We start from the raw sequence: 19524 nt of genomic DNA, 5'->3' as shown, positions 1-19524 counted from the left end.
GCTGGGAAGTCTGAACGCATCAGCCACGGCGTTGTTGCCCAGTTCCGGTTGTTCGGTTGTCACCCGTTGCCAAAAGTCTTCCAGTTTTGTCCAGTAGCCGGTCGGGAACGGATTGCCTTCAAGCAGGGTGACGCTGTTGATACGGGCGAGCGCTTCGAACTGCTCGGCTGGCGGATTGAGGTTTGCCTCTGGGACCGCGTTCAGGCGGTTGTTGCGCAAGTCCAGATGCGTCAGCCGGGTCTGGTTGAGCAGACCGGCTGGCCACTGATCCAGCTCTGCGTTGCTCAGGTTCAGGGTCTTGAGGTTCGGCATTCCGGAGAAATCAGGTGTTTTACCCAACGGGTTGCCTGACAGGTCTAGGTGCTTGAGATTGTCCAGCGAGCTCAGGCCGGCGGCTGCTCGTTCATCGAGGGGCGATACGGTTCGTGCTCAGGTCCAGGCTGTGCAATCCGGGCATCTGTGCAATGGCTGTCGGCAGGGTACTTAGGGTTGATCCGCTGATATGCAGACCTTCCAGACCGGAGAAGTTGCCGAGCAATGTACTGGCGGAGTCTGACCAGGCCACCGATTGCAGGGTCAGATGCCGAACGTGGCTGAAATCCGCTTTCAGCGCCGGCAGTGGGCCGTTCCCGGCTTCGAGCCAGAGAATGCTGCCGCTCTGATGACGCCAGCAGCGCTTCAGACTTTGGGCGATCTGTTGCGCGTGGGTTGGCGAAACGCCGGGGGGCGAGTGGCGACATACACATTGGCGCTGTCGCTGGCGATGGGGTCGTCACTGCGTACGATGCGCATCACGGTGGCCAATGGCGTCGAGGCGTCCGGGTCGTGCAGCACCTGATAGGCATGGTTGTCGATCGATGCATACAGTTTGCCGTCGAAGCGATGAAGTCCGTCGCTGTCGGGGTCTATGTGGTTGAAAGCGAGCGGTGTGCGAAACGGTGCCAGACGGCTATCGCTCAGGGGAAAGGTGATCGGTTCGAATTCGTCCAGCCTATGCCACCGCCCACTGTCTGGATCGCGCAGCAGAGCGGGGCCGGAAGGCTTCGATTCGCTGGACAGCCTGGCGCGGAACAGACCGCTGTCGGCATCCTTGGCGACCTGCACGATCCCGACGTCGACCACGTCGACATAGGGGCGCCCTCTGTAGATCCTGAAACCTTCGGCATTGGCCGCCGGCAAGCCAACAGGTGCCATGATCCGGTATTGCTCCAGCGGCAGATCGACAGGTCGCACCGTTTGGGCTGGTGACGGGGAAGGGTGGACCGTGACCGTGGGCGCCGGGCTGATTGCATTGAGGTCAGCGTCGCCTGTTGGTGTGAGAGGGCGCGCCGGCAGTCCATTCGTGTTGAAACTGTCAAAGCCCGGACGCGGTGTTGTATCGACGCGCGGCGTGGTCACGTCCGGTGCCGGTCGAATAGAGGTGTTGCCCGAGGCGGTGCTTTTGGGCGGTGACTTTATTGGCATTTCCTGCTTTCCTTGTAGTGGCCAGCAACTCTTGCAGAGCGGAGCTGCTGGCGTGTTCGGCGTCATTGCCTGATTGACTGTGTCAGCGGACCGCCGCTGTCGCCTCGCTCGCCAGAGCAAAAATCTTGCGTGCGGTCTTGCCATCGAAAGTCTGGCGCCAGATGGCAACGTGGGGCAGACCGGCCTGTTCGTCGCGGCGCTGGGACTCGATGCCGCGCTTGCTCTGTTCGAGGGTTTTCAGATGGCTGCCCCTGATGGTGAAATTCAGCGGCTCGCTGTTTTCTTTGTCGTAGTGAAAGTGCGCTTCCCATAACGGCGCATTGTCGACGCGATCGCGGATCGAGTAGACGTCGAGAAACGACTTGTCCCGGCCTTTGCCCTGCTGTTTGCGATCAACGGTTTTGACGGCGTTCAGCTCAGCGTGATCGATCAGATAATTCAGGCGCAGAATGTCCAGCACGTCCTTGTTCTTGTACATCCGCACCAGCACGCTTTGGCCATGTGCGGACAATGTGTCTGCGGCCGTTTGCAAGCGTTCGGCCAAGCTCTGGATCTCGCTATCCTCGGCCGCGTTTTCGTGGTTTTGCAGGCGGCGTGCCTGCTCGTTGAGCGGTTCGATGGCTTTTTCCAGGTCTTCAATGATTTCCGTCGGATTGTCTTTCGCGGTTTCTTTGGCCCGTGCTGCGGCAATGTGCTTTTCAACATCAGCCAATAAGCGGTTGGCCTCGGCTATCAGTTCCGGTCGCGGAGTGCTGACGATGGGTGGACGAACGGGCAGCCATTCACCCTGCCTTTTCTCGTATCGTTCGACCGGGCCATTGGGCTGGAACGGGTTGGAAACCTTGACGATTACGCTGCCGTCTGCAGCAGTTTCCGTGTCGCCAACCATCACTCTGGAAGTGCCGTGCCGTCGGGTGCGGAACACTTTCCTCATCGACGGCGGTCGGGCTGACACGCTATCGCTAGGCTGGGGCGGAATGAAGTCGAAGTCGATGTTCTGATCCAGGCTGGGCAGTTCGGTATTGCGGTTGAACGAGGCAAAGATGTCTTTCAAACGGGTTTCGATGCCGGTCTCGAACTGATCGGTCAGCGCGAGGATCTCCCTGGCGTACTCGGCTGTGACGCTGCCTGCCGATACCTCTGCTTCAAAAAGGCCCCTGTCGCCTCTGATTTGATCGAGGGTCAGCATCAGCGACAATGGCTGCGCCGCTTCGGGAATGTTCTGCAGATCGCCGGTGATGAGGTCGATGGAGTAAAGCGAGCGCATGGTCACTTCTGGAGAGTAGTCAGGCGTGCCTGCGAACAAGTGGACGTACAGGTTCAACTTGTTGAAGTTGATGCGCTCGGCCGTGGCCACTTTATTACGGAGCTTGGCAAGTATGGGGGCCGCGCCTCGGTCTGCTTTCAGGATCTGCCCCATCACCACCTCCCGGTCTTCGAGAAGCTTCAGCTTTTTGTTCATAAGACTGATGACTTTTATACAGTTGTCGGCAGTCAGCGTGGTGAATACAGACTCGCCCCTCAGGTTCATGGCTTTCATCAACAGGTTCAGGTATTTCACCTGATCGAGGCGAAGGGCGTGCAGCTCTTCGGCGTAAACCCCGTTGGCTTTGAGGTGCATCAACCAGGATTTGTGGTCGAGTATTGCCTGCAAATTGTCAGCCTGTTTTTTGATGTGCCTGAGCAGGTGAACTTCAACGGCAATCAACGCCGCCGTCCGCCCTGCACTGCCGTTCGCCAGGGCATTAGCCTGACCCGCGAGCACGTCATACCGCGCAGCTGATTCGTTAAGCTCGTTTATCCTTGCGAGGAAGGGCTCATATCGTTGCAGCAGAATCGGGATGGCCTCATGGCGGCGCATGCCTCCCAGCAACCCGGTGGAAACAGCAACCCAGGTATTGCGGACGCTGAGTGCGATGGCCCGAGATTCTCCACTGCGGCTGGCGTGATAGATGTTTTCGCTGTCACTAGCCACAGGGTCTTTGGCGTTGACGATGCGCCATACCTTCTGCCCAGACGTAGAGGCATCCTTATCAAGCATGACCTGATAAGCATGATCGTGGATGAGTGCAAAGCGTTTGCCGTCGTGTCGAAACACGCCGTCGCTGTCAGGCTCGCTGGTGCTGAAGTCCAGATCCGTGCGAAACGCTTGCAGGCCAGAATCGGTAAGAGGGGCAGTAGTCACTTCGCCGTCATCGGCCAACCGCCAGCGCCCGCTATCGCCATCGCGCAGCAAGACAGGGCCTGAAGGTCTGGACTCGCTTGCCAGTCTGGCCCGGAACAGGCCCGTGTCCGGATCTCTGCCGATTTGTATGATGCCTGCGTCAGCCACCTCGACGTACTGGCGTCCTTTGTACATTCTGAAACCCTCGGCATTCGCCGCTGGCAAGCCAGCAGCGGTCATGACTCGGTAATGCTCCAGTGGTGGGTCGACGGGATGTGGGATTTCGGCCTGCGTGGGGGAAGGATGAACCGTGACCGTTGGCACCGGCGTAATCGCATCGAGGTCAGCGTCGTCCGTCGGCCGGAAGGGCCGAGTCGGTGGACCGATCTCGCTGAAGGTTTCAAAGCCCGGGCGCACGGTCGTATCGGCGCGTACAGTGCTCACGTCTGGCGAGGGCAGGGGGCGAACGAGTGTGCTGCTGGAGGTAGTGCCTTTGGCTGGCAACTTGATTGGCATTTCCTGCTTTCCTTGTAGTGGCCAGCAACTCTTGCAGAGCGGAGTTGCTGGCGTATTCGGCGTCATTGCCTGATTGACTGTGTCAGCGGACCGCCGCTGTCGCCTCGCTCGCCAGAGCAAAAATCTTGCGTGCGGTCTTGCCATCGAAAGTCTGCCGCCAGATGGCAACGTGGGGCAGACCGGCCTGTTCGTCGCGGCGCTGGGACTCGATGCCGCGCTTGCTCTGTTCGAGGGTTTTCAGATGGCTGCCCCTGATGGTGAAATTCAGCGGCTCGCTGTTGTCTTTGTCGTAGTGAAAGTGCGCTTCCCATAACGGCGCATTGTCGACGCGATCGCGGATCGAGTAGACGTCGAGAAACGACTTGTCCCGGCCTTTGCCCTGCTGTTTGCGATCAACGGTTTTGACGGCGTTCAGCTCAGCGTGATCGATCAGATAATTCAGGCGCAGAATGTCCAGCACGTCCTTGTTCTTGTACATCCGCACCAGCACGCTTTGGCCATGTGCGGACAATGTGTCTGCGGCCGTTTGCAAGCGTTCGGCCAAGCTCTGGATCTCGCTATCCTCGGCCGCGTTTTCGTGGTTTTGCAGGCGGCGTGCCTGCTCGTTGAGCGGTTCGATGGCTTTTTCCAGGTCTTCAATGATTTCCGTCGGATTGTCTTTCGCGGTTTCTTTGGCCCGTGCTGCGGCAATGTGCTTTTCAACATCAGCCAATAAGCGGTTGGCCTCGGCTATCAGTTCCGGTCGCGGAGTGCTGACGATGGGTGGACGAACGGGCAGCCATTCACCCTGCCTTTTCTCGTATCGTTCAGTCGGGCCATCCGGCTGGAGCGGGTTGGAAACCTTGATGATGACACTGCCGTCTGCGGCGGTTTCCGTCTCGCCGACGAGGATTCTTGAAGTACCGTGCCGGCGCGTGCTGAACACCTTTCTGGGCGTTGCCGGGCGTGTGGTTCCGCTATTGCCCGGTTGTACTGGAAGGAAGTCGAAGTCGATGTCCTGATCCCGGCTGGGCAGTTCGGTATTGCGGTCAAACGTAGCCAGGAGTTCGTTCAGTCGTGTCTCGATTCTGTTCTCGACGGTGTCAGTCAGCGCGAGGATTTCCCTGGCGTACTCGGCCTTGACGCTGTCCGTCGACAGCCATGCTTCAAAACGGCTTTTGTCGCGTCTGATTTGATCAAGCGTCAGCATCAACGCCAATGGCTGCGAGCCTTCGGGAATGTTGTGCAGATCGCCGTTGAACAGATTGATGGAGGGCAGCGAGTGCATGGTCGCGTTTGGCGTGTGATCAGGTGTGCCTGCGAACAAGTGGACGTACAAACTCAACTTGTTGAAGGTGACACGCTCGGCCGTGGGCACTTCCTGACTCAGTTCGACGAGATCGGGTTCCGCCCCCGGGGAGGCTTTTCTGATCTGCCCCATCAGCACTTCCCGGTCTTCGAGAATCTTCAGTTTTTTGTTCAGGTTAGCGATCATTTTTTTGCAGTTGTCGCTGTTCAGCGTTGCGAAGGTCGGTGCGAGCTTCAAGTCCATGACCGTCATGAGCCGATTCAGGTAACTCACTCGATCCATCCGGAAGGTGTGCAGCTCCTTTTTGAATTCCCCGCGGGCTTTTAACCGCACCAGCCAATCCTTGTTGTCGACGAGTGACTGGATAAAGTCCGCCTGCTTCTTGATGTGCTTGAGCAGATGGACCTCAACGGCGATCAGGGCTGCGGTCTGTGCTGAACTGTCCGTGGGCAAAGCACGCGCCTCGCGGTAAAGGCTGTTGTACCGCTCAGACGATTCGACGAGTTCCTTGTGGACCGCTGCGAAGGGTGCATAGTCGTGCAGCAGGGTCGCCAGGCTTGCTTGTGTCCCGGCTCCAGGCCTTTCCCCACGGCGCATGCCGCCCCGTAAACCTGAGGCGGCAAACGCCCAGGTGTCTTGCCCGTCGCGCGTGATGGCGTGCGATTCGCCGCTACGGCTGGCGTGATAGATATTTTCGCTGTCTGTCGCCACGGAGTCTTTGGCGTTGACGATGCGCCATACCTTCTGCACAGGCGTGGAGGCATCCGTATCGAGCATGACCTGATACGCATGGCCGTCGATCAGCGCGTAGCGTTTGCCATCATGTCGAAACACGCCGTCGCTGTCGGGTTCGCTGGTGCTGAAATCCAGATCCGAGCGAAAGGTTCGCAGGTCGGGATCGGTCAGCGGCACGCTGATAACGTGGTGATCCTCGGCGACACGCCAAAGTCCGCTGTCGGCGTCGCGCAGCAGCACCGGGCCGGAAGGCAATCGCTCGCTGGCCAGTCTGGCCCGATACCGGCCCGTGTCAGCGTCCACTGTGACGAGCACAATGCCACCATCGGCCATATCGACATAGCGGCGACCCTTGTACGTTCTGAATCCGCTGGCGTCGATAGCAGGCAACGTGGCCGACGCAGCCATTCGGTAATGTTCGATCGGCTGCTGCACGGATATCTGGTTTTCAGCGTGAGGCGTTGCCGGTTGAATCTTGATGGCCGGGGCCGGGCTGATAGCGTCGAGGTCGTTATCCGGGGCGACGTTGCCCGATCGCGCTGGCTGTCCGTCCCGGCTTGTGCCGACGCTGATCGTGCTGTCGAGGTGCGGCGTCCGGGTCTCCGGTGTTTGATTCGGACGCGTATGGACGTCGACCGAAACGGTGCCTCTGACGGGCGTTTTAGTAGCCATGGTTATCATCCTTGAGTGGTTGTCCCCAGGCATTGGCTCAGGGACAGATGTCGTTGGGCTTCCTGCCTTCGGACAAGTTTGCTTGTTCAGTCACGCACGGTATGGGGCGTTCCTGTTTCAGGAGGCCAGTTCGAAGATTCTCTGTGCGGTCCTGCTGTCGATATCTTCACGCCAGATCTTCACGTGCGCCCGGCCGGCCTGCTCGTCCCTGCGTTGAGACGACGTACCGAGCCGGTTTTGCTGGCGAGTCTTGAGGTGGCCGCGCTTTACCTGAAAGTCCGCTAAAGGACTGTCCTTCTGTGTGTAGTGGAAGTGCGCGTACCACAGCACCGTACCGGCCTGACTGTCGTTCAGCGTGTAGACGTCGAGAAATTCCTTTTTGTTGCCCTTGCCCAGCGGTATCCGGCTCTGCGTGCGAGTGGCGCTCAAATGCCCGTGGCGGATCAGATACGCCACGCGGTCGTTGCTCAGGTAGTCGGGGTCTTTGTAGAGCCGCACACGAATGTTTTCACCTTCCTGGAGCAGGCGCTGACTGTCGTGGTGCAGGCGTTGTACCAGCGCGGAAATGTCACTGGCGGCGGGATTGGGCGCTTGTCCGATTTGCCGGGCGAGATCATCCAGTTCGTCGGCCCGGCCAGTCAGAAATTCGACGATACCGCTGGCATTGCGTTTGGCTTTCTCATCGCGCCACGCGGTATGCAAATGCGCTTCGGATTGTTCCAGGTGCTGCCGCGCCTGAGCAGTCAGCGTCGACAGGTTTCTTTCTTGCCTGGCCATCTGCCGACGCCATTCGCCTTCCCGGCGTTCGTAGGTTTGCAGGACCTCTGTCGGGTCATGCGGATTCATCACATCGATCAAGTCTTCACCCGCCGCCGTGCGACGTGGCCGTCCGACCCGGATCTTGTAGACCCCATGGTGCTTGCTGCGGAACATCTTCCTCGGTGCCGCTGCTTGCGGGCTCTGGCCCTGTGCCGGGATGAAATCGAAATCGATCGGTTGTTCGTGGGGTGGCAGCGCAGGGGTTGTGTCCTGCTCCTGATGGTAGCGACCCAGATGCTGTTCCAGCGTGTGCTCGAAATGTTCTATGGCTTCGATGATTTCACTGCGTGAGCTGGCATGTTGCGGGCCGGGGGGCAGCGGCAGATGTTCGTACGAGGCTTTGATGGCTGACGTCTGATCCAGCAAGTCACTGAGCACGGAAATACGCGCATGCTGAGGAATTTCCTTGAGCGCACGAAAAGCAAAGGTCACCTCACCGAAACAGAACGCAAGGTATCTGGCATTGGCATTGCTGATGTCGACAGGCGCATCCTCATCGACGAACAGGCGGCTTTTGGCGTAGATCCAGAAGGCAACGTTTTCGTGCAGATCGATCGGATCATAGACCGTGCCTTTCAAATCGTCGGGTGACAGGCGCCACTTGTTCAACAGTTCATCGGCGATATCCTGACGCTTCTTGAGGATCTCCAGTTTGTTCGACAAATGGGCTGCCACGGCCGCATGGTCAGCAACCGGGCCGCCGAAAATCGGCCCGTCCAGCAACTTTCGCGAATCGCTGGCGATCATCAGCTGGTTGTAGGTCAGCATGCGGCCCTTGTGCAGCACGATGATCTTTTCCCGGTAGGCGACACGTCCCATGATCGAGACGATGCGCTCCTTTTCATCGGTGTGCAGGTCGAGGGTTTTTTCCAGTATCGACAGTTCCCACCGATGATGTTCTTCGAGGCGCTGCAAATGGGCGCGCTCGGCTTCGCTGCCCTTCAACGCCTGCCAGCGGTAGTGCAGCTGTTCGCCCGTGGTCATGGCCTGGTTGAATTGCAGTTCCAGCGTCTGTAACTCGAACGTCAGGTCAGCCGCGCGCAAGGCATCTGCCGGATTCGCTCGTCGGCGCATGCCTGCCGTGCCGCCCACCAGCGTCCCCACCCAGCCGCGCTGCTCATCAAAGACAATCGGCTCCGATCTTCCCGCACGCGTACCGATGTAAACATTGGCAGGGTCGCTAGCCACGGGATCTTCAGGGCGAACGATGCGCATGACCGGCAATGCTGGCGAGGAGGCGTCAAGGTCATGCAGCGCCTGGTAACTCTGTTCGGCGATCACTGCGTAGAGTTTGCCGCCGTAGCGATACAGACGGTCCCGGCCGACCTGGACGCCGGTAAAGTCCAGATCGGTCGCGAAATCCTGCAGGCGTGTGTCGGACAAGGGGAAAGTGATGCTTTTGCCGTCCTCCAGCGGATGCCACAGCCCGCTTTCGCGATCGCGTATCAGCAGCGGCCCGGCAGGCGTCAGCTCGCTCGCCAGCCGTGCCCGGTAGAGACCGGATGGCGCATCAGTGACGACCTGCACAATGCCGCCATCCGGCACATCCACGTAACGACGGCCCTTGAAGGTTCTGACGCCGTGCCCATCGGGCGCCGGCAGGGAGGCGGGCGCATTGATCAGGTAATGTTCCAGCGAGGGTTCCCGGGCTGGGGGGCGGATGGGCGGATCCGGTGGCGATGGGCTGACCCTGATCGACGGTGCCGACCTGATCGCCTGCAGATCGGCGCCTGTCGTGAGGGTTTCCGGCATCCGTAGCGTGCCTGCCGACAGAGGAATCGTCGGGTGCGGCACGTGGCCGCCCCTCGGACTGCCGGGGCGTGGATGAACATCAACGGTGGTGGTGCCTCTGATGGGCGATTTCGGTGACATTTCTTCATCCTTGAAGGGTTGTCACATCAGCTGGCGCAGGTGCCGGGCTGATGAATGTTGGGTTGAATCGATGTTTTTCTGCCTGTGACGGGTCGACGGGCATGCGCAACACTGGCTGTAAGAGAAACCGACCATTGCCGTCGGAATTGGTCAAAATTTGTGCTATATTCCGCGCCCGCGATTTTTCACTTCAACACCGGTCGTCGACATGCAAGCAGCCAAGCCGTTATTTGACTATCCAAAATATTGGGCCGAATGTTTCGGGCCAGCGCCATTCCTGCCGATGAGCAGGGAGGAGATGGATCAGCTTGGCTGGGATTCCTGTGACATCATCATTGTTACCGGAGATGCCTACGTCGATCACCCGTCGTTCGGCATGGCGATCATTGGCCGGCTGCTGGAGTCGCAAGGCTTCCGCGTCGGGATCATTGCGCAGCCGAACTGGCAGTCCAAAGACGACTTCATGAAGCTCGGCGAGCCGAATCTGTTCTTCGGGGTTGCGGCGGGCAACATGGACTCGATGATCAACCGCTACACCGCGGACAAGAAAATCCGTTCCGACGACGCCTATACGCCAGGCGGCATGGCCGGCAAGCGTCCGGATCGCGCGAGCCTGGTTTACAGCCAGCGCTGCAAAGAAGCGTACAAGCATGTGCCGATCGTCCTTGGCGGCATCGAAGCCTCGCTGCGTCGCATCGCTCACTACGACTACTGGCAGGATCGCGTGCGTAACTCGATCCTGATCGACGCCAGCGCCGACATTCTGCTGTACGGCAACGCCGAGCGCGCGATCGTCGAAGTTGCCCAGCGTCTGTCCTACGGGCACAAGATCGAAGACATCACCGACGTGCGCGGCACCGCGTTCATTCGTCGTGATACGCCGAAAGACTGGTACGAAGTCGACTCGACGCGTATCGACCGTCCGGGCAAGGTCGACAAGATCATCAACCCGTACGTGAACACTCAGGACACCCAGGCCTGCGCCATCGAACAGGAAAAGGGTCCGGTCGAAGATCCGCAGGAAGCCAAGGTCGTACAGATCCTGGCCAGCCCGCGCATGACCCGTGACAAGACCGTAATTCGCCTGCCATCGGTTGAAAAGGTCCGTGGCGACGCCGTTCTGTATGCCCACGCCAACCGCGTGCTGCACCTCGAGACCAACCCGGGCAACGCCCGCGCACTGGTGCAGAAGCATGGCGAAGTCGATGTCTGGTTCAACCCGCCGCCGATTCCGATGACCACTGAAGAAATGGACTACGTGTTCGGCATGCCTTACGCACGTGTTCCGCACCCTGCGTATGGCAAGGAGAAGATCCCGGCCTACGACATGATCCGTTTCTCGGTGAACATCATGCGTGGCTGCTTCGGTGGCTGCACCTTCTGCTCGATCACCGAGCACGAAGGCCGGATCATCCAGAACCGTTCCGAAGAGTCGATCATTCGCGAAATCGAAGAGATCCGCGACAAGGTCCCGGGTTTCACCGGCGTCATTTCCGACCTCGGCGGCCCGACCGCGAACATGTACCGCATTGCCTGCAAAACGCCGGAAATCGAATCCGCGTGCCGCAAGCCGTCCTGCGTGTTCCCAGGCATCTGCCCGAACCTGAACACCGACCACTCGTCGCTGATTCAGCTGTACCGCAGCGCCCGTGCCTTGCCGGGTGTGAAGAAGATTCTGATTGCCTCTGGCCTGCGTTACGACCTCGCGGTTGAATCGCCGGAGTACGTCAAAGAGCTGGTCACTCACCACGTTGGTGGTTACCTGAAGATCGCCCCGGAACACACCGAGGAAGGTCCGCTCAACCAGATGATGAAACCGGGCATTGGCAGCTATGACAAGTTCAAGCGCATGTTCGAGAAGTACACCAAGGAAGCGGGCAAGGAGCAGTACCTGATTCCGTACTTCATCGCCGCCCACCCGGGCACCACCGACGAAGACATGATGAACCTCGCTCTGTGGCTCAAGGGCAATGGCTTCCGCGCTGACCAGGTGCAAGCGTTCTACCCGTCGCCGATGGCCACCGCCACCGCGATGTACCACTCGGGCAAGAACCCGCTGCGCAAAGTCACCTACAAAAGCGACGGCGTGACCATCGTCAAGAGCGAAGAGCAGCGTCGTCTGCACAAGGCATTCTTGCGGTATCACGACCCGAAAGGCTGGCCAATGCTGCGTGAAGCGCTGATCCGCATGGGCCGTGGCGACCTGATCGGTTCGGGCAAGGATCAACTGATCCCGACGCACCAGCCGGCTACCGACAGCTACCAGAGCGCCCGTCGCAAGAACTCGACGCCAGCCGGCAGCCATAAAGTCGCGAAGGAAGGCAAAGAGAAGACCACCAAGATCCTCACCCAGCACACCGGTCTGCCGCCGCGTGCCAGTGATGGTGGTAATCCTTGGGACAAGCGTGAGCAGGCCAAGGCGGCGGCGTTTGCCCGCAACCAGCAGGCGGCCAAGGAGCGCAAGGACGCCGCGAAAGGCAAAGGGCCGAAGCCGACACGCAAGCCGGTCGTGCCGCGCTAAACATCGCTTGAGCTGAACAGAACGCCAACCTTCGGGTTGGCGTTTTGCATTTCTGGGGATGGGTTTTTGTCGTCTGCAAGATCCATCCCCCCTCACCCCAGCCCTCTCCCCCAATGGGGGCGAGGGGGAAGGGAGCAGATCTCCATGCTTTTCAAAACTTGAGTTCGACTCGAGACTTTCAAGTCGGTGTATCTCCAACATCCAACGCGGTCGGTCCCCTCTCCCCCCGGGAGAGGGCTAGGGTGAGGGGCTCTTCGCAGCAGATCTCACTACTTTTCAAAAAATGGATTCGACTCAATACTTTCAAGTCGGTGTATCTCCAACATCCAACGCGGTCAGTCCCCTCTCCCTCCGGGAGAGGGCTAGGGTGAGGGCGCTCTTCGCAACATTTACGTGCAATCAGCCCAAACCATTTCCCCGCATCGCCCGATTTTGGTGCTGTACTGCCTTAAGCATTCCGGGAAAGCGCCCAAGCCTCTGCATGGCATAAGTCTTGCGCGCTTTCGAATACGCTTAGGCTCGCAGGAGGCACGCCGTGTCGATTCATGTCGCATTGCATCACGTCACGCATTACCGCTACGACCGCGCTGTCGAACTCGGCCCGCAGATCGTTCGCCTGCGCCCGGCCGCCCACAGCCGCACGCGGATTCTGTCGTATGCGCTGAAAGTCTCGCCCGAGCAGCATTTCATCAACTGGCAGCAGGATCCGCAGGGCAATTACCTCGCGCGGCTGGTGTTCCCCGAGAAAACCAATGAGTTGCGCATCGAAGTCGATCTGCTCGCCGAGATGGCGGTGTTCAATCCGTTCGACTTCTTCCTCGAGCCCTACGCCGAGAAAATCCCCTTCGCCTACGCCGCCGATGAGCGTAAGGAATTGGCGCCGTACCTCGAAACCCTGCCGCTGACCCCCAAATTCAAAGCCTATCTGGACGCCATCGACCGCACACCGCTGCCAGCGGTGGATTTTCTGGTGGCGCTCAACCAGCGCCTGAGCGAAGACATCGGTTACCTGATCCGCATGGAGCCGGGCGTGCAAACCCCGGAGCACACCCTCGAACATGCCTCCGGCTCCTGCCGGGATTCGGCGTGGCTGCTGGTGCAACTACTGCGCAACCTTGGATTGGCCGCGCGGTTTGTCTCCGGGTATCTGATTCAACTGACCGCCGATGTGAAAAGCCTCGACGGCCCATCCGGCACTGACGTCGATTTCACTGACCTGCACGCCTGGTGCGAGGTGTATTTGCCGGGCGCGGGCTGGATCGGCCTGGATGCGACTTCCGGGCTGTTTGCCGGTGAAGGGCATATCCCGTTGGCGTGTAGTCCAGATCCGTCCTCGGCGGCACCGATCAGTGGCTTGGTCGAACCTTGCGAATGTGTGTTCAGCCACGAAATGTCGGTGGAGCGGATCTGGGAGGCGCCGCGCGTCACCAAGCCTTACAGCGATGAGCAATGGCTGGCGATTCAGGCGCTGGGCCGACAGATCGATGCCGACCTGCTGGCGGATGACGTACGCCTGACCATGGGCGGCGAGCCGACCTTCGTCTCAATCGATGATCCGGATGGTGCCGAGTGGAACACCGCCGCGTTGGGTGCGGATAAACGTAGGCTTTCCGCCGAACTGTTCCAGCGCATGCGCAAACACTACGCACCGAAAGGCCTGGTGCATTTCGGTCAGGGCAAGTGGTATCCCGGCGAGCAATTGCCGCGCTGGTCGCTCAATTGCTACTGGCGCCGCGACGGCGTGCCGATCTGGCACAACGACGCTTTGATCGCCGACGAGCAACAGGATTACGGCGCCAATGGCGAATTGGCGGGGCGCTTCCTCGCCAGTGTCGCCGAACGCCTGAAATTGCCTACACGTTTTGTGTTCCCGGCCTACGAAGACAACTTCTATTACCTCTGGCGCGAGGGCACATTACCCAGCAACGTCAGCGCCGAAGATTCGCGTCTGGAGGAGCCGCTGGAGCGCGCACGCCTGCGCAAAGTCTTCAGTCAGGGCCTGAACAAGGTGATCGGCCAGGTGCTGCCGCTGGCGCGCACCGCCAAGGGTGATCAATGGCAGAGCGGGCGCTGGTACCTGCGTGACGAGCATTGCCGACTGGTGCCGGGGGATTCGCCGTTGGGCTATCGCCTGCCGTTGGGGTCGCAGCCGTGGGTGAAGGCCGCCGAGTATCCGTTCATTCATCCTCAGGATCCGAATCAAGACTTCCCTGAGTTGCCGGAAACCGCGCAGCTCAACAGTCATGGCGAACCTGCCACGACAGACGAACGCGTGCCGAAAATCGACGAATCCGCCGACTGGCTGACCCGCACCGCGTTTTGCGCCGAGGCCCGCGAGGGGCGTTTGTACCTGTTCATGCCGCCGCTGGAGCGGCTCGAGGATTATCTGGAACTGGTCGCGGCGATCGAAGCCACCGCCGAAGAACTGCATTGCCCGGTGCTGCTGGAAGGCTATGAGCCGCCGAGCGATCCGCGCCTGAGCAACTTCCGTATCACCCCTGATCCGGGCGTGATCGAAGTCAACGTGCAACCCTCGGCCACGTGGGACGAATTGGTCGAGCGCACCGAGTTTCTGTATGAAGAGGCGCGCCAGACCCGCCTGACCACCGAGAAATTCATGATCGATGGCCGTCACACCGGTACCGGCGGCGGCAATCACTTTGTGCTCGGGGGCGCGACGCCAGCAGATTCGCCGTTCCTGCGTCGCCCGGATCTGTTGCGCAGCCTGATCAGTTACTGGCACAACCATCCTTCGCTGTCCTACCTGTTTTCCGGTTTGTTCATTGGCCCGACGTCCCAAGCGCCACGGGTTGACGAGGCGCGCAATGACGCGCTGTACGAACTGGAAATCGCTTTCGCGCAGATGCCCGAGCCGGGCGAGGAATGTGCACCGTGGCTGGTTGATCGACTGCTGCGCAATTTGCTGATCGACGTCACCGGCAACACTCACCGTGCCGAGTTCTGCATCGACAAACTGTATTCGCCGGACGGCGCCACCGGGCGTCTCGGCTTGCTGGAGTTGCGCGCCTTTGAAATGCCGCCCCATGCGTGCATGAGCCTGGCTCAGCAGTTGTTACTGCGAGCACTGGTCGCACGTTTCTGGCGTGAGCCTTATGCGCCGGCGAAACTTGCGCGTTGGGGCACTGAACTGCACGACCGTTTCCTGCTGCCGCACTTTATCGAACAGGACTTCGCCGACGTCATCGTTGAACTCAACAACGCCGGTTATCCACTGCGCGCGGAATGGTTCGCCGCGCATCTGGAATTTCGTTTTCCCAAGGTTGGCGATTACGCCGTTAACGGTATCGAGCTCGAATTGCGTCAGGCGCTGGAGCCATGGCATGTCCTGGGCGAGGAGGGCGCGACAGGTGGCACGGTGCGTTACGTCGACTCATCGCTGGAGCGCCTGCAGGTCAAGCTCAAAGGCTTGCCGCCGCAGCGTTATCTGCTGACCTGTAATGGCATCGCCGTGCCATTGCATCCGACCGGACGCGTAGGAGAGTTCGTCGCTGGGGTGCGTTATCGCGCGTGGCAACCGGCTAACTGCTTGCAACCGACCATCCCGGTGCACGCGCCGCTGGTGTTCGACCTGCTCGACACCTGGATGGGCCGGTCACTGGGCGGTTGTCAGTACCATGTTGCCCATCCGGGCGGGCGCAATTACGAGACATTGCCAGTCAACGCCAACGAAGCCGAAAGCCGGCGTATGGCGCGGTTCTTTCGCGTCGGACACACGCCGGGGAAACTTCCTATACCGAATGTAGAAATCAGTGACGAGCTACCGATGACAATCGATTTACGACGTTTCTAAGGCCTACGCGACACGCGGATTTTTCGTCTATCCGCGCGTCATCTGCCTGCGTTAGTCTGACCGTTCCTTGCTGTCTGCCGAGCTTTCCATGCCTGACCTGCTAGACCGCTACCCGCTCACAGCGGGCACTTATCACGAACTGCTCGACGGCAGTGGCGCGGTGCGCCCGCACTGGCGGCGGCTGTTCGACCAGTTGCAGCGCAGCACCCCGGCGCAACTGGTACAGCGTCAGGCATTGCTGGCGCGGCAGATTCAGGAAAACGGTGTCACGTATAACGTCTATGCCGATCCCAAAGGCGCGGATCGGCCTTGGGAGCTGGATCTGCTGCCGCATGTGATTGCTGCAGATGAGTGGCAGCAATTGTCGGCAGGCATCGCTCAGCGTGCGCGCCTGCTCAATGCTGTGCTGGCGGACTTGTACGGCCCGCAACGGCTGATCAGCGAAGGTTTGTTGCCGGCAGAGCTGGTCTTCGGTCACAACAATTTTCTCTGGCCGTGTCAGCATATCGCGCCGCCGGAAGAGATATTTCTGCACCTGTACGCCGTGGATCTGGCACGCACGCCGGACGGGCGCTGGTGGGTCACGGCGGATCGCACACAAGCGCCGTCGGGCGCCGGCTATGCCCTGGAAAACCGCACCATCGTGTCCCGTGCCTTTCCCGAGTTGTACCGTGATCTCAAGGTGCAGCATCTGGCGGGTTTCTTCCGCGCATTGCAGGAAACCCTCGCACGACAGGCGCCGAGTGACGATGACACGCCGCTGGTGGTGCTGCTCACACCGGGGCGCTTCAACGAAAGTTATTTCGAACATTTGTATCTGGCTCGCCAGTTGGGTTACCCGCTGGTCGAGGGCGGTGACCTGACGGTGCGCGATGCCACGGTCTACCTGAAAACCCTCAGTGGTCTGCGTCGGGTGCACGCGATCATGCGCCGGCTCGATGATGATTTCTGCGATCCGCTGGAGCTGCGCACGGACTCGGCGCTCGGTGTTCCCGGTCTGCTCGAAGCGGTGCGTCAGGGCCGCGTGCTGGTGGCCAATGCATTGGGCAGTGGCGTGCTGGAGTCGCCGGGATTGCTTGGGTTTCTGCCCAAGATCAATCAATACCTGTTTGGCGAAGATATGATCCTGCCGTCGATCGCAACGTGGTGGTGCGGTGAGGCGCCGGTATTGGCGCAAGCCCTGGAAAAACTGCCCGAACTGCTGATCAAACCGGCGTTCCCCTCGCAAAGCTTCGCGCCTGTGTTCGGCCGTGATCTGAGTGAAAAACAGCGCCAGGCGCTTGCCGAGCGCATGCAGGCGCGCCCGTATGCCTATGTGGCGCAAGAGTTGGCTCAATTGTCCCACGCGCCGATCTGGCAGGCGGAAAATGGACAACTGCAACCACGGGCGATCGGCATGCGTATGTACGCCGTGGCCAGTGGTGAGGGTTATCGCGTGCTTCCCGGTGGTTTGACCCGGGTGGCCGCCGAGGCGGATGCCGAAGTGGTATCGATGCAGCGCGGCGGGGCGAGCAAGGACACTTGGGTACTTGGCGATCGTCCACCCAGCGGCGAGCAATGGAAGAGCCAGCGTAATGTCGGCGTGCACGATCTGGTGCGGCGCGATCCGTATCTACCCTCGCGAGTGGTGGAGAACCTGTTCTGGTTCGGCCGTTACTGCGAACGCTGCGACGACAGTGCGCGGCTGCTGCGGATCATGCTCGCGCGGTATGTCGATGGCGATGACCCGCAAGCGCTACAGGCGGCGGTCGACCTCGGTGAGCGGCTGACGTTGCTGCCGGACGAAGGTGAACTCCCTGAGCGCCTGTTGGCAGCGCTGCTGGGTGAGGACTGGTCGTTCAGTCTGCGCTCCAACCTGCAGCGTTTGCAGTGGGCAGCCTCGCAGGTGCGTGGCAAGCTTTCGCGCGAGAACTGGCAGGCGCTGGTGGAGTTGCAGCGCGAAGCGATGGACCTGGACACCGACGAACCCGACTTCGGCGAGCTGCTGGATTTCCTCAACCGGCTGGTGATGTCGCTGGCGGCGCTGTCCGGGTTTGCCCTCGACGACATGACCCGCGACGAAGGCTGGCGGTTTCTGATGATTGGCCGGCGCATCGAGCGACTGCAATTTCTCAGCAGCAGTCTGGCGGCATTTCTGCGTGGTGCCGGCGCATTCGATCAGGCGGGCCTGGAGTGGTTGCTGGAGTTGGGCAACAGCAGCATCACCTATCGCTCACGTTATCTGGCCGTGGCGCAATTGATTCCGGTGCTCGACCTGTTGCTGCTGGACGAGCAGAACCCGCACGCGGTGTTGTTTCAGTTGAAGCTGGTGACCCGCACGTTAAAGCGCTTGAATGATGATTTCGGTGTCCCACGGGAAGCGGGATTGCCACAGTTGGTCGAGCGTCTTGCGCGTTTTGATCTGGGATGCCTGGAGAATCCATTGTTCGGGGAGGCCAGCGTACGAGCGGCGCTCAATGGTCTGGCGGATCTGCTGCAAGAGATTGCCGATGCCAGCGGTCAGGTCTCGGATCGTCTGGCCCTGCGCCATTTCGCCCATGTCGATGACGTCAGCCAACGCACGGTGTCTGTCTGATGAATGCTCGATACCAGATTTTCCACGACACCTGTTACCACTACGACAGCCCGGTTTCTCTGGCACAGCAATTGGCGCACTTGTGGCCGCGAAAGTGCGATTGGCAGCGTTGTACCGCACAGCAATTGCTGATCAGTCCGGACCCGACCGCACGGCGCGATGAGCTGGATGTGTTTGGTAATCCGTTGACCCGATTGGCCTTTGAGCGGCCGCATGACGAATTGCAGGTCAATGCACAACTCACCGTTGAAGTGCTGGCGCGGCCGGCGCTGGACTTCAATCAGTCGCCCGCGTGGGAGCTGACCCGCGATGCGCTGAGTTACAGCAGTCAGCCGTTGTCCGCTGAGTTGCTCGAAGCCTGTCGCTACCGGTTCCAGTCACCGTACGTGCATCTGAAACGCAGTTTCGTCGAATTCTCGCAAAGTTGTTTTCCGCCGGGCAGGCCGTTGCTGCTGGGCGTGCAGGACTTGATGCAGAAGATCTTCAGCGAATTCACCTTCGATGCTGAGGCGACCCAGGTGGCGACACCGCTGGTGGAGGTGCTGGAGCGACGACGCGGGGTTTGTCAGGACTTCGCTCACTTGATGCTGGCATGCGTGCGCTCGCGAGGCTTGGCAGCGCGCTACATCAGTGGTTATTTGCTGACGCAGCCGCCGCCGGGGCAGCCACGCTTGATCGGCGCCGATGCGTCGCATGCCTGGGTGTCGGTGTTTTGTCCGGTGCTGGGCTGGGTGGATTTCGATCCGACCAACAATGTGCAGCCGGCGCTGGAGCACATCACGCTGGCGTGGGGGCGGGATTTTTCCGATGTGTCACCGTTGCGCGGGGTGATTCTCGGCGGCGGCAATCATGACCCGGAAGTGCGCGTCACCGTGATGCCGCTGGATTAACGACGATCAAAAAATGTGGGAGCGAGCCTGCTCGCGAAGGCGTCAGGTCAGTCAACTTATAGGTAGCTGGTACACCGCTTTCGCGAGCAGGCTCGCTCCCACAGGGAATTCGGGTGTATTGGGGAATGGAAGGCTGTGAGGGCCGGCAGTGAAACCGCCAGCCCCGTCACAAATCCGCAGGGTCTGATTCGATCATC

The 19524-nt window shown here is 60.1% G+C and carries 8 protein-coding genes and 1 pseudogene; 4 read left to right on the top strand and 5 right to left on the bottom strand.

What is annotated here, in order from left to right:
* Positions 1-279 precede the first annotated feature (279 nt).
* The 5 genes and pseudogenes from ACI514_RS22605 to ACI514_RS22585 form a co-directional block, all read right to left on the bottom strand.
* A pseudogene (locus tag ACI514_RS22605) lies at positions 280-378 on the bottom strand (leucine-rich repeat domain-containing protein); the annotation flags it as partial.
* Positions 379-678: 300 nt separating this feature from the next.
* On the bottom strand, positions 679-1233 hold the full coding sequence (locus ACI514_RS22600) for a hypothetical protein (RefSeq protein WP_160055368.1): 555 nt from the start codon (positions 1231-1233) through the stop codon (positions 679-681).
* Positions 1234-1546: 313 nt separating this feature from the next.
* A complete protein-coding gene (locus tag ACI514_RS22595) occupies positions 1547-4144 on the bottom strand; it encodes a hypothetical protein (RefSeq protein WP_405122423.1) in 2598 nt (865 codons plus the stop codon).
* A gap of 82 nt (positions 4145-4226) precedes the next feature.
* Positions 4227-6839: a hypothetical protein gene (locus tag ACI514_RS22590; protein ID WP_405122422.1), complete on the bottom strand. Its 2613-nt coding sequence runs from the start codon at positions 6837-6839 to the stop codon at positions 4227-4229.
* A 117-nt stretch (positions 6840-6956) separates the two neighbouring features.
* A complete protein-coding gene (locus tag ACI514_RS22585; RefSeq protein WP_405122421.1) occupies positions 6957-9530 on the bottom strand; it encodes a hypothetical protein in 2574 nt (857 codons plus the stop codon).
* 208 nt (positions 9531-9738) lie between these two features.
* Between ACI514_RS22585 and ACI514_RS22580 the strand changes: the two genes are divergently transcribed.
* From ACI514_RS22580 to ACI514_RS22565, 4 genes are all read left to right on the top strand, one after another.
* Complete coding sequence (locus ACI514_RS22580; protein WP_007915855.1) at positions 9739-12051, top strand: YgiQ family radical SAM protein; 2313 nt, start codon at positions 9739-9741, stop codon at positions 12049-12051.
* A gap of 535 nt (positions 12052-12586) precedes the next feature.
* Positions 12587-15862: a DUF2126 domain-containing protein gene (locus ACI514_RS22575; protein ID WP_405122420.1), complete on the top strand. Its 3276-nt coding sequence runs from the start codon at positions 12587-12589 to the stop codon at positions 15860-15862.
* A gap of 88 nt (positions 15863-15950) precedes the next feature.
* Positions 15951-18437, top strand: coding sequence for a circularly permuted type 2 ATP-grasp protein (locus tag ACI514_RS22570; RefSeq protein WP_405122419.1), 2487 nt, complete (start codon positions 15951-15953; stop codon positions 18435-18437).
* Positions 18437-19327, top strand: a complete 891-nt coding sequence (locus ACI514_RS22565) for a transglutaminase N-terminal domain-containing protein (protein WP_405122418.1) — start codon at positions 18437-18439, stop codon at positions 19325-19327. Before ACI514_RS22570 ends, ACI514_RS22565 begins: the two co-directional genes overlap by 1 nt.
* The last annotated feature ends 197 nt before the right edge of the window (positions 19328-19524 follow it).

The organism is Pseudomonas sp. M20 (assembly GCF_045037865.1).
Lineage (GTDB): Bacteria > Pseudomonadota > Gammaproteobacteria > Pseudomonadales > Pseudomonadaceae > Aquipseudomonas.
Note: the sequence above shows the minus strand (reverse complement) of the source record. Positions and strands in the feature narration are given on the sequence as shown.